At 41.0% G+C, this 14,203-nt stretch carries 6 protein-coding genes; all 6 read left to right on the plus strand.

The genetic code is table 11. The annotated features are described in order from the left end of the window. Positions 1–10 precede the first annotated feature (10 nt). The 6 genes from J4N25_RS12290 to J4N25_RS12315 all read left to right on the plus strand — a co-directional run bounded on the left by J4N25_RS12290 (position 11) and on the right by J4N25_RS12315 (position 14,199). Positions 11–3,307 (plus strand): TonB-dependent receptor, encoded by a 3,297-nt coding sequence (locus tag J4N25_RS12290; protein ID WP_207422510.1) that lies wholly within the window; start codon positions 11–13, stop codon positions 3,305–3,307. Between the two features lie 27 nt (positions 3,308–3,334). Continuing rightward, a complete protein-coding gene (locus J4N25_RS12295; RefSeq protein ID WP_207422511.1) occupies positions 3,335–5,140 on the plus strand; it encodes a RagB/SusD family nutrient uptake outer membrane protein in 1,806 nt (601 codons plus the stop codon). A 230-nt stretch (positions 5,141–5,370) separates the two neighbouring features. Then, a complete protein-coding gene (locus J4N25_RS12300; protein WP_207422512.1) occupies positions 5,371–8,112 on the plus strand; it encodes an alpha-d-galacturonidase in 2,742 nt (913 codons plus the stop codon). 135 nt (positions 8,113–8,247) lie between these two features. After that, entirely contained in the window at positions 8,248–9,786 is a 1,539-nt protein-coding gene (locus tag J4N25_RS12305) for an MGH1-like glycoside hydrolase domain-containing protein (protein WP_207422513.1), read from the plus strand. A 17-nt stretch (positions 9,787–9,803) separates the two neighbouring features. Then, a complete protein-coding gene (locus J4N25_RS12310) occupies positions 9,804–11,369 on the plus strand; it encodes a glycoside hydrolase family 28 protein (protein WP_207422514.1) in 1,566 nt (521 codons plus the stop codon). Between the two features lie 4 nt (positions 11,370–11,373). Continuing rightward, on the plus strand, positions 11,374–14,199 hold the full coding sequence (locus tag J4N25_RS12315; RefSeq protein ID WP_439648756.1) for a glycoside hydrolase family 95 protein: 2,826 nt from the start codon (positions 11,374–11,376) through the stop codon (positions 14,197–14,199). Positions 14,200–14,203 lie beyond the last annotated feature (4 nt).

Here is a 14,203-nt window from a genome sequence, read left to right on the forward strand (position 1 = left end):
CTTGAGAACAATGAAACTAACCACCATCTTGGTATTTGCCGGTATGATGCAAATACATGCTGCGGTTTATTCGCAGAGTACGTTTAATATCAACGAGAGGAGTACAACGGTTAGAGAGGTATTAAAGAAAATTGAAAAGACTAGTTCTTTCAGCGTTTTCTACCGGCTCGACCAGATTGACTTAAACCGCAAAATAAGCGTGTTTGCCGAAAACGGTTCAGTTGAAACTGTAATGAAGCAGGTGCTTCAAAATCAACCACTCACTTTTGAGTTGGTTGAGAATATGATAGTGATCAAATCAATAAGCGATCAGGGAGCAACTAAAGACTATACTATTTCAGGTACAGTTACCGACGAAAAAGGTGAGCCTTTAATTGGAGCTAGTGTTGGAATTAAAGGAACAACACGTGCAGCGTCTACAGACGTAAACGGGAAATTTACGATCAGGGTAGCTGGAGATCAGCCTGTGACGTTAGTAGTGAAATATATTGGGTTTAAATCACAGGAATACAATGTAAATTCAGGTCAGTCTTCCGTCACTATCAAGCTTGCCTCAGATGCTGAAACACTTAATGAGGTTGTCGTAATTGGTTACGGTACGGTAAAGAAAAGGGACCTTACGGGATCTGTGTCTTCGGTTAAGTCTGAGGATATTACCCGCGTTCCGACAGGTAACGTTATTGATGCAATTCAAGGAAGGATACCTGGTGCTGATATCACAAGAACTTCAGGGGTTCCAGGTAGTGGATCAACAGTTTTGATCAGGGGTACTAAATCTATAGCGGCTAGAGATAAACTTGCCGACAGGAACGGTCCTCTTTATATCATTGATGGTTTCCAGGGTGGTGACATTTCCGCAATTAACCCGAATGATGTAGAGTCAATTGAAGTTTTAAAAGACGCCTCATCCACGGCAATTTATGGTGCACAAGGGGCGAATGGGGTTGTAATTGTAACCACTAAGAAAGGATCAGCAGGCAAAACGAAGGTGTCTTACAATTCATTCTATGGAACGAGTAATTATATTTTTCCAGAAATTCGTACTGGTGAGGCTTATCTGCAATTAAGGAGAGATGCTGGACGAAATGCAGGTATTTGGAGTAGTCCTGCAGATGATAATAAAGTCTTTACCGAGAATGGTGAATTCAACGCTTTGCAGAATGGACAGTGGATAGATTGGCAGGATCTATTATTGAAAAACGGCATGCAGCAGAACCATTCAGTTACAGTAAACGGTGGTTCCGAGAAGACCAGGATAGTTGGGTCTGTTGGGTATTTCCAGGAAAAAGGGATGCTTAGAAATAGTGGTTACAATCGCTATAATGGAAGATTTAACCTAGATCAAAATATTAATAAGTGGGCTAAAACAGGCTTGCAAACTCAGATAACATACTCCCGGCAAGACGTAAGGAGAGATCCTTTGTCACAGACGATGGTTGTAACTCCAATGGGAACAGCTTACGATGAGCTAGGACAAGTAGATCCTTTCCCATTAATGGCTGCAGGTTTAACTTCAGCTAATATTAGTCCTCTTGCAGATGAAGCTAGTGAGAATATTGCCAGGAATACTGTTCTTAATACCAATATTATCGCAAACGGGTACTTGGAGTTGGCTCCACTGAAAGGTCTTACCTTCAGGTCTAATCTTGGAACCAATTTTACTTTTAGGAAAGCTGGTATTTACAATGATAGATTTTCCCTTCAAAGATACACCCAAGGATCTTCTCAAGCTTCTATACGAAATAATTATAATAGATTTTTAAACTGGGACAATATCCTTACTTATAATAAAACTCTTCGCGATCACTCAGTTACCTTAACAGGTATAACTAGTTACCTTCAAAGCGATGCAGATGAAACTTACGCAGAAGGTATAGGGCAATTGCTTGCTTCTCAGCTTTATTACAACTTAGGTGGTACAAGCACTCAGGGAAGAAATATATCTAGTCCTTATCAAGGCTGGAATAATATGGCATACGCGGCTAGAGCAAACTACTCTTACAAAGGGAAGTATCTTTTGACTTTATCTGGCCGTTTCGATGGTGCATCTAGATTATCAGCAGGAAACAGATGGGATTTCTTTCCTTCCGCTGCCATAGGATGGAATGTTAGTGATGAAGAATTCTTTGAAAAAATAAGACCGGTTGTTTCAAACTTGAAATTTAGAGCTAGCTACGGTGTTTCAGGGAACTATAATTTAGACGTTTACGGAACTCAAAGTAACCTTACTGCTTACAATCAGCTTGGATTTGGTGAGGTTCCAGCACCTGCATATATGTTTGAGGGCACCGTCGCGAATCCAAACGTTGGTTGGGAAAAGTCGGCATCAACCAATATAGGGTTAGACCTTGGTCTATTAAAAGGCCGGATAACGGGGACGTTCGATTTTTACAACACAATCACTTCCGACATCCTTTTGCCAAGAGATCTTCCATGGTCATCAGGGGCAACAAGAGTGTTTCAAAACATTGGTAGAACTAGTAACAGAGGTATCGAGATTGGTTTGAACTCTACCAATATTTCAAAAAAGAATTTTAGGTGGACGTCAACCATTAATTTCTATAGAAATAAAGAAAAGATCACGGAACTTCTAACGGGAACAGACATTTACGCCACCCAGAAAACGGAAGAGAACTCGTGGTTACTCGGCCGCCCTATTAGTTCATTCTATACCTACAAAAAGCTTGGAATATGGCAAACTGATGAGGCTGAGGAAGCTGCTCAATATCGCACAGGAACTACAACCTTTAAGCCGGGTGATATAAAAGTAGCAGATTTAAATGGTGACAAAATTATAGATTCAAAAGATCAAACTTTCGTAGGCTCTACTGTTCCAAAATGGGTTGGCGGCTTCCAAAATAACTTCAATTATAAAGGCTTCGATTTGAACCTGTACTTTGTAGCCAGAGTGGGGCAAACTATCGATGCGGAATTTTTAGGAAGATACAATCCATCCGGTACAGGAAACAGTCCAGCTTCGATAAATTATTGGACTCCTGAAAATCGGTCAAATGATTTCCCTGCAGCCTTTTGGGGTAGAACATTGAACTCCTACGCCGGGTATCAAACGCTGACCTACGTTGATGGTTCGTATGTCAAACTAAGAAATCTTACACTTGGCTATACTCTTCCACGCAGTATCACAGAAAAAATTAAGGCCGGAAGGGTCAGAGTTTATGCTACTGGATCTAATTTATTTACAATCAATAGAAGTAATTTACTTAAGAACTACGACCCGGAAGGAGGAGGTTCAGAATCGAATCCATTAAGCAGGCAATTTGTACTGGGAGTAAATTTTGATTTGTAGGAGTAAAAGCAAACTGGAAAAATAATTATGAAAGCATTAAAAAATATATATATAGCCTGTGCGGGACTAATAATAATCTCAGCAGGGTCCTCCTGCAGGAAGCTGGACGAATACAACCCGTCTGGTGCAACTGCAGATGCTGTTTGGAATACTCCGCAAGGTTTTGTTACACTCGTAAATGCGGCTTATTCTGACCAGAGAAACTGGTATGGAAAGGAAGACGGTATTTTTATGGGGGAATCAGGAACTGACCTTTGGTTTAACAGGGAGAAAAATACGTATGCTCAGCAGTTAACGAGGTATGTAGGTCTAACCCCTCTTGCTGGAAATCCAAATAGGGCAACGTGGACCAATCTTTGGAAGGGAATTAACCTTTGTAATGCTGGAATTTCCAGAATTAACGAGGCGGGTTTCACTAATGAAACTGAAAAAAACAGACGTGAGGCTGAACTAAGATTTCTAAGGGCATTTTATTATTGGCATATTGTTGAAACCTGGGGAGGCGTAATGTTACGCACTACGGAGACAAAGCAGCCAGAATTAACAGCTACTAGAAGTTCTATAGATGACTTTTATAAACTTATAATCTCCGATCTTGAATTTGCCACTATCAATCTCCCTCATCAAAGAGAATGGGGCGCAGAATATAGCAGAGCAAGTAAAAAATCCGCCTACGGCTTCCTTGCACGCGCTTTGTTGTCTAGAGCTTACTATTCATTAGACGCGGGGAATAAGACAGAAGCAGACTCATATTTCACACGAGCAAGAGATGTTGCCCAAGAGGTTATTACCAATAAAACACAATTTGGTGTTGACCTGTGGGCTACACCTGGAGAATTATGGAATCCTGCCAATAATAAGTCTGGTACAAATGGAAATAAAGAAGCTATGTACACAGTTAGTATTGCTTCAAATATAGGTCTAAATCTAGAAGCAACTCCCAACCGCGTCTTTATGACATTTCAGTCTCCATATACAGGTGAGTTTAAACCTGGATTACAGTACAGCTTAACATATGGGTTTGATAGTGAAAGGAGATTAATGCCAACTAGAGCTCTTCTGGACTATTTTAATGAGTCTATAGATGCTCGATATGCAGCGTCTTTTCAGGAAGTATGGGTAGCAAATACAGTATCTAATAATAATGTTCCAACTAACTTCACCTGGACTCCAGCAAATATTACCAAGTTCAGAAAAGATCCTTCTTTAACAGGAACCGTAATGAGATCGGGCGTTGATACCGCTCTACTCATTACAAAAAAGAGTATCACAAATGAGGCTCGAAGACCTTATGTTGTAATAGATAGAGACAGTATCTACAATCCGAATGGAACAATTAAGGATGGAACGAGGGATTTTGTTAATTTTAAGAAGTTCATGGATCCATTTAGAGATAATCCAACTTCCCGAGTAGGTACAAGGGATATTATAGTAATGCGTTTTGCTGAGATGTATATGATTGCTGCTGAAGCTGAGTTTCAACTCGGTCGCTATAACGAAGCAGCCTCTTTTATAAATGTTCTTAGAACAAGAGCTGCTTTGCCAGGGAAGGTAAGCGAAATGCAAGTAAATGCGGGACAGCTTCAAACCGGGGGCATTGATTTTATTCTAGAAGAAAGAGCAAGAGAATTTTGCGGTGAATATATGCGGTGGTTTGATTTAAAGCGGGTCAAATTCGGTAATAAAGGTGAAGATTTTGCTACATTCATCAAAACCCGTAATCCGGATATCAAGGATGTTGCTGGGTTCCACAGATTAAGGCCAATCCGACAGGAAGAGTTGAATGCTCTGACTAACGGCGCCGAATTCGGACAGAACTTCGGCTACAATTAAAAGTTCTTTGTTAGTTTGTTACATTAAATTGGTTGAACGGGAAGAGAAATCTTCCCGTTCTCTATTTAAAATTGTTCACTTTGTAACTTTTTATTTGCAGGCAGCGCTAAGATCGTACAATACCTAGAGAAAATCTTACAAGCCCCCGCGGGGCGTATTAGCTAATTTTGAGAACTATTCTAACCAATAGTGCCAATACCTCATATTAAACACACACACACAAAGGGTAGATGAAAAAAATTATTTTCTTTCTTACAATTCTATCTTCTTTGCTTTTCGGCCTGTCTGAATTGAAGGCAGAAGGGGCAACAAAGGAGCTGAGGATCGTCATTGCACCGCAAAGTAACAACCGGATTAGGTTTGGTGCTGAACGGTTAAGCAAAAGTCTCAAAGCGGTGGGATACAGTGTAACTATTGCAGAGCAGTCGAAACTTCCAAAAGGGCAGCTTATTGTAGTTGGATTAAAAGGAAGTCCATTGGTTGACAAGGCAGTTGCTGAAGGTCGACTTTCATTAGGCAATCCAGGCAAGGAAGGTTTTACCATCGCCTCAGGGAAGAATATAGTTGTTGCCGGTGCTGATGCATCAGGTGCTCTGTACGGCTGCATAGAGTTATCAGAGCGTATTAAAGACGCTAGAGCTTTACCTTCTGGAATAAACATAACAGATAAACCGGAGATGGTTCTAAGAGGAACTTGTATTGGGGTACAAAAGACTTATTACCTTCCGGGCAGAACTGTTTACGAATACCCGTACACTCCTGAAACTTTCCCATGGTTCTACGATAAGGAACATTGGGTTAAGTACCTGGATATGATGGTGGAAAACCGTTATAATTCTCTTTATCTCTGGAACGGGCATCCATTCGCCTCTCTGGTAAGATTGAACGATTATCCTTATGCTGTTGAAGTTGATGATGCTACGTTCAGAAAGAATGAAGAGATGTTCAAATTCCTTGCAGAGGAAGCTGACAAGCGTGGCATTTGGGTGATCCAGATGTTCTATAATATTATCGTTTCTAAGCCTTTTGCCGAAAAGCATAATATAAAAACACAGGATAGAAATCGTCCTATTACTCCTCTGCTATCAGATTACACCCGTAAATCAATTGCAGCTTTCGTTGAGAAGTATCCAAATGTAGGTTTGATGGTATGCCTTGGAGAAGCGATGGAAGGGGTTGGTAAAGACGATACTGAGTGGTTCACAAAAACCATTATTCCGGGAGTAAAGGATGGCTTGAAAGCTCTGGGAAAGACAGAAGAACCACCTATAGTGTTACGTGCTCACGATACAGACGCTCCTTCTGTTATGAAGGCAGCTCTGCCATTGTATAAAAACCTCTATACAGAGGCGAAATTTAACGGTGAAGCTTTAACAACTCCTGAACCAAGAGGAGCTTGGGCTGATCTACACAGAACTCTTGCCCGTATAGGAACGGTGCAAATTGAAAATGTTCACATTCTTGCTAACCTTGAGCCTTTTCGTTATAGCTCACCTGATTTTATTCAAAGGTCAGTTCAGGGAATGCATAAAATAATGGAAGGCAATGGGCTTCATCTGTATCCACAGGCTTCATACTGGGATTGGCCTTATACTGCAGATAAGGTAAGTGGTGAAAGGCAATTACAAATTGACCGAGACTGGATGTGGTATAAAACCTGGGCTAGATATGCCTGGAAAGCTGACAGGAACAGAGCGGAGGAAATCAATTATTGGACAGGCAGCTTAGCTAATACCTTTGGTTCCAATAAAGAAAGTGCCCGCCAGATCCTTGAAGCTTACGAACAATCTGGAGAAATATCTCCTAAACTTCTTAGACGATATGGGATAACTGATGGAAATCGTCAAACCCTTACCCTTGGTATGCTGATGACTCAGTTAATCAATCCTTTCCGCTACGGCTTATTTACTCTATTATATGAAGCTGAGGCGCCAGAAGGAGAGAAGATCATCGATTATGCTGAAAAGGAATGGAAGAAAGAGAAGCACATTGGTGAGACTCCTATTCAAATTGCTGAAGAAGTAGTTGTTCACGGTCGGAAGGCGGTAGAAGCTATAGAAAAGGCATCCTCTGGTGTCACACAAAATAAAGAGGAATTTAACCGTTTAAAGAATGACATGTATTGCTATAATGCCATGGCTAATTTTTACTCGGAAAAGGCTAAAGCAGCGGTTGCTGTTTTGCGGTATAAGTATTCTGAAAATGTTGCTGATTTAGAAAAAGCTCTTCCTTATTTGGAGAGTAGTGTGAAGCATTATGCTAATTTGGTGAAGTATACAAAGGATGCATATTTGTACGCTAATAGCATGCAAACGCAGCAGCGCAAGATTCCAATGCGCGGTGTTGATGCTACTTATAAGAATTGGTACGAAATGCTTCCTGTATTCCAAAAAGAGCTTGACAATTTCAAGCACAGTATTGATTCGTTGAAAAACCCGAAAAAAGGTATAGCTACTAAGAAAACTGCTTTCAAAAATGCAGATGTTAAAATTATCGAAGGTGCAGAAGGTTTTTATACCGTAGCGGCAGGGCAGTCTGTATTTTCTGATACAACCCTAAAAATTAAAGATCAGGCTGTTGAAATTGCAGGACTTAAAGGCATAAAACTATCCACAGCAAAACAGCTGTCTCAAGGAACCAGTCTTAAATTTTCTACTGCAAAACCTGTGAAGCTTTTGGTTGGCTACTTTAATAAGGTTGATAATGCTTATGCAGCCGCTCCTCAATTGGAGATCGATGCAAGTGCGGATGACTATGGCCAGGGTGAAATTAAAATATCAAATGCTATAGTGGTTGAAGGTATGCCTTACGTTAATATTCATTCCTACTCTTTCAAACCAGGAACACACACGTTGAACTTACCTAAGGGCGGTTTGCTTGTACTTGGTTTTGTTAATGGTAACCAGCAGATCCAGGTCTATAACGCTGGCTTGGGAGCCCACGGAAAGGAGATCGACTGGTTGTTCGAGTAGGAGAGCCTGGCAAGCAGACGTTACCAACACCGTCTGTCGTTAAAGGTTCCACCTTGGGAACAGTAAGACAGCCGGGAAGATATGTGTAGCACCGATGGTGCAGATCAAAATTTCAAATTGAAAATTAAGTTTTAAATGAAACGGATTCTTATAGCTTTTTTGCTGATGCTGAACGCGGGGGTACTCTCGGCGCAAAAAGCTCATATTTTAACCACTGAAAAACTAAGTAAGTACGTTAACTACTTCAACTCCATTGATGATGAAGCAGTAAAAAACTACGTACCTAATGCACAATCGCTGGAATGGCTTTCTCAAAATATTCCATTATTTGATTGTCCTGATTCTGCCATTCAGAAGGTTTATTATTATCGCTGGTGGTCGGTTCGTAAACATCTTAAGCAAACTCCTGACGGATTTATTTTTACTGAATTTATTACAAAGGCTAACCATGCCGGAAAACATAATGCTATAAGCAGTGGCTTGGGGCATCATATCTATGAAGGTCGCTGGTTATTAAATCAACAGTACATCAACGACTACATTAATTTCTGGTTATATGTTGATCCGGCCTGGAAAGTTCAACGGTTTCATGCTTTTAGCAGCTGGATTGACGACGCTGTATACAATCGTTATCTCGTAAATAAAGACAAAGCATTTATTGAAAAGAACCTCCTTACGCTTAACGCTGATTATCGCAAATGGGAATTGGAGAAGATGAATCCTGATAACACGTTCTGGCAATATGATGTGCGTGATGCGATGGAGGAATCTATCAGTGGAGGTAGAAAGGAGAAGAACGTTCGACCTACTATAAACAGTTATATGTACGGTAACGCGAAAGCTCTTTCGGCTATGGCTGCTTTATGTAACAATGATACCTTAAAAAGAAAATATGATAAAAAAGCAGCTTTCCTCAGGGATTTTGTAAACGATAAACTTTGGGATGATACGGCTTCCTTCTATAAAGTTCAATACGAAAAAGGTGGCTTATGCGATGCGCGCGAGGCAATAGGGTTTATCCCGTGGTATTTTAATCTACCAAAGGATAAAGCGAAATATGCAAATCAATGGAAGTCTCTTACTGATCCGGCAGGTTTTAATGCGCCATGGGGTATTACAACAGCCGAAAGACGTCATCCTTTGTTCCGTACCCACGGCTCCGGACACGGTTGCGAGTGGGATGGTGCTGTGTGGCCTTTCGCTACCAGTCAGACATTGAAAGGCTTGTCGAACCTGCTTAACTATTACAAGAATCAGGATGGCATGAGCAAGCAGGTGTTTTACAATGAGGTCCATAAATACGCGATGTCGCATCAGATGAACGGAAAGATATACCTGGGAGAGTATCAGGATGAGAAAACCGGAGAATGGTTGAAAGGAGATAATCCCAGAAGTAAGTTCTACAATCACTCAACCTTTGCCGATATTATCATCAGTGACTTAGTTGGTTTAAAGCCACGTCCTGATAACAAATTAGAAATTAATCCTTTGCTGCCTCAAAACCAGTGGGATTGGTTCTGTCTTGACAAAGTTCTTTATCACGGAAAGATCCTGACTATCCTATGGGATAAAACAGGAGAAAAATATGGAAAAGGTAAAGGATTCAGAGTTTTTGCCGATGGAAAAGAAATCGCAAAAAGCAATCAACTTGAAAAAATTAAAGCGAAAATCTAATTAGCGTTAAACGGTACATGAAAAAAATATTCTTCTGGGCAGTAATTACTCTTTGTTCCCTGTCAGCAAATACAATAGCACAAGAAACATACAATGTTCTGAAATATGGAGCTAAAAATGATAGTTCTAAAATAGCAACGCAGGCCATAAAAAAGGCTATTGAGACTGCTTCAAAAGCTGGAGGTGGTACAGTGTATTTTCCTGCGGGAAAGTATCTTACCGGCCCTATTCATTTGAAGAGTAATATCACCATTTTTATTGATGCCGGAGCTGAGCTTCATTTCAGCGATAACTTCGACGAATATCTAACAATGGTGAAGAGCCGGTATGAAGGGGTAGATGTGACAAGCTTTTCACCCTTGTTCTATGCCTACAAGGCCGAGAATATTGCAATTAAGGGAAGAGGAATAATTGATGGTCATGGTAAAAAGTGGTGGGATTTTGTTGAAGGCTATAAAGAAGGACAACCTCGTTCTAAATGGCAAAAGATCTTTGACGAGAACAACAAGGACATCCTGTTACCTGACGAGCCAAAGCAGATGAAAAGAGGTTTTTTACGTCCTCCTTTTATCCAGCCAATGTACTGTAAGAACGTTCAAATAGAGGGTATCAGCATCCGTAATTCTCCATTCTGGACAGTTAATCCTGAGTTTTGTGAGAATGTTACTATAAACGGTGTGACAATTAATAACCCTCATTCTCCAAACACAGACGGTATTAACCCGGAGTCTTGTAACAACGTACACATTTCCAACTGTCACATAAGCGTAGGGGACGACTGTATTACCATCAAGTCTGGTAAAGACAAGCCAGGTAGAGCTATGAATGTTCCTGCTCAAAATTATACGATTACAAATTGTACAATGCTTTCCGGTCATGGAGGTGTTGTGATCGGAAGTGAGATGTCTGGTGGTGTGAAAAAGATTACCATATCCAACTGTATTTTCGACGGAACAGATCGCGGTATCCGCATTAAATCTGCAAGAGGAAGAGGTGGTGTTGTTGAAGATATCCGGGTAGATAATATTATCATGAAGAATATTAAAGATCAGGCAATCGTTATGGATCTGCAGTACGCAAAGACAGAAGTAGAGCCTGTATCTGAGCGTACCCCTGCTTTCAGAAATATTCACTTTAGTAATATAACTGCAGAAACAAACGAAGCAGGATATTTGAATGGACTGGAGGAGATGCCTATTGAAAATATAACGTTCAATGATATAAATATGCAGGCAAAGACGGGCTTTGTTATTAAACAATCCCGGCACATTGAATTTCATAACGTGGAGGTAAGCACTCAGCAAGGACCAGTAATCAAAGCTGAAAATGTAAGCTACCTGATTACTAATGGTATTAAAGCGTTTAAGCCGCTTGCTAATACACCTATCCTTGATTTCACCAATGTAAAGGATGCTTTCGTCTATAATGCTTTCCCAGTAACAGGCACAGATATATATTTGAAGTTAAAGGGTGAGAAGACCTCAGGCATAACTTTAAACGGAAACAATTTCAGGAACGTAAAAACTCCCGTAGAAAAGGATAAAACCGTTACTGAAAATATAAGCTTAAACTTAGCCAAATAGAAAAGTGGTTTTGCAACAATTAACAAAAAAGATAACCCAACTAGTAACTGCTGTTTTTTTAACCAGCAGTTCTTTTGTTTTTGGGCAGGATAACTATACATTATGGTACAAGCAACCTGCTGTAAAATGGACAGATGCTCTTGCAATAGGCAACGGAAGGATCGGAGGAATGGTGTTTGGAGGTCTGGAAAAAGATCGTATACAATTTAACGAAGAAACACTTTGGAGTGGGGAGCCCAGGAATTACAACCGACAGGCTGCTTACCAGTACCTCCCGCAGATCCGTCAGTTGCTGGCAGAAGGAAAGCAGAAGGATGCCGAGAAACTTGCCGAGGAGCAGTTTATGGGATTGAAAAGCAACGAGGGAAAGCGCGAAGCCTGGTTCAATGATATGCGTTCTTTAAAAGGGCTTGATGGTAACCCTGCACTGGCAGATTACAACGATAGTAATTGGAAAACCTTCCCTGTGCCAACCTACGAAGGATGGGAGAGTGCCGGTTGGGAAGGAATGGATGGAGCTGTGTGGTTTCGCACTTCCTTTAATCTGCCTGCTAAATGGACGGGAAAGAATATTGTCCTTGATCTGAACCGGATCCGCGATGAGGATTTTACGTTTGTAAATGGCACGCAGGTAGGTCATACCAGCAGTACTGAGGGAAGGAAGTACATTATTCCCAAAGGTGTGTTGAAGCCAGGAAAAAACGTCATTTCAATCCAGGTTCTTAACTATACAGATAAGGGAGGAATTGCAGGCTACAAAGATACTACGCGACATATAGCTGTTTATCCCGAAGGAACTGAAGCTTCAAAGGGAGTTTCATTGAACGGTCTCTGGAAATACAAGATCCAGAATGAGGAGCCACCGGCTGTGGGGAAATATCAGGCGGATTATCAACCCTTTGGTGATCTTTTCCTTAATTTTTCGAACACGGGAGCTGCAACTAATTATCGCAGGGAACTTGACCTTAGTACAGCTATCTCTAAAACAAGTTATACGGTAAATGGGATAGACTTCGTTAGGGAATATTTTGTAAGTCAGCCACAGCAAGCTCTTGTTGTTCACTTGCATGCAAACAAAGCTGGCAATATAAGTTTTGAGGCAATTCTGGGAACGCCGCATAAGAAATATTCAGTAAGGAAAGTTGATGATCATACTTTTGCGCTATCACTTCAGGTTAGAAACGGAGTGTTGCGTGGAGAAAGTTTCCTAAGGATAGAGGCAAAGAATGGAAAGGTTAGTGCAAGCGACAAAGGAATCACTGTTGTAAACGCAGACGAAGCAACTTTATACCTTACTGCAGCCACGAATTACGTTAATTACAAAGACGTATCCGGCAATGCAGTTGCAAAGGCACAGAGTGATTTAGATAACTTGAAAGGGCTTTCATATGATAAAGTTCGAAATGATCACATAAAAGAATATCAACAGTATTACAATACTTTCTCGGTTAATTTTGGTGGTAGTGATAATGCTGATCTGCCGACTGATGAGCGTCTTGTGCGCTTCGCCAATGTAAAAGATCCTTCCTTCGTAGCATTATATATGCAGTACGGACGGTACTTGTTAATCTCAAGTTCTCGTCCCGGTACCAGGCCAGCAAACCTACAGGGAATTTGGAACGACCTACTGTCTCCGCCATGGGGAAGTAAGTACACTACAAATATTAATGCCGAGATGAATTATTGGCCAGCGGAAGTGCTTAATCTTTCACCGATGCACCAGTCGCTCTTCTCCATGATAAAAGATCTGGCAGAGGCCGGCAAAGAAACAGCGAAGCAATATTATAATGCTGCAGGATGGCTGGTTCACCATAACACAGATATCTGGAGAGGAACAGCGCCAATTAATTCGTCAACCCACGGTATTTGGGTAGGCGGCGGAGGTTGGCTTAGTCAGCACCTGTGGGAGCATTATTTGTACACACAGGATAAAGAATTCCTGCGCAATGAAGCGTATCCTATTATGAAATCTGCTGCATCCTTCTTCGTAGATTTTCTGGTTAAGGATCCTAAAACAGGCTGGTTGATCAGCACACCATCAAACTCTCCGGAAAATGGTGGCCTTGTTGCTGGACCGGCAATGGACCATCAGATCATACGAACACTTTTCAGAAATACTATTGAAGCTGCAAAAGTTTTGAATGTAGATGCTGAGTTTGTCAGCAATCTTCAAACTAAACTTCCACAAATTGCTCCGAATCAGATCGGTAAATACGGTCAGCTTCAAGAATGGTTAGAAGACAAAGATGATACAACAAACAAGCACCGTCATGTTTCGCACCTCTGGGGAGTTCATCCCGGTGATGATATTACATGGAAGAAGAGCCCTGAAGTAATGAAGGCCGCTCGGCAATCTCTTATTTATAGGGGGGATGAAGCTACAGGCTGGAGCCTTGCATGGAAGATAAATTTCTGGGCTCGCTTTAAGGACGGTGATCATGCCATGGACATGGTCAAATTGCTATTAAGGCCGGCAAAGGGTAACGCAGGATCTTATACCAATTTGTTCGACGCTCACCCACCTTTCCAGATAGATGGAAATTTTGGTGCGCCTGCAGGAATTGCGGAAATGTTAGTTCAAACCCATGAAGGATATATTGAACTTTTACCCGCCCTTCCGTCAGACTTGCAAGAGGGAAGTGTAAAAGGTATAAAAGCTCGGGGAGGCTTTGAATTATCTTTCGACTGGAAAGATGGTAAGCTGCGCAATGTTCAAGTGATTTCTGCTGTTGGTAATAACTGTACACTGAAATACGGTTCAAAAGAAATTAGCTTTAAAACGAAAAAAGGGAAGAAGTATACTTTCAATGGGAATTTGAGATCAAGGTAAAACA

The organism is Desertivirga brevis (assembly GCF_017355835.1).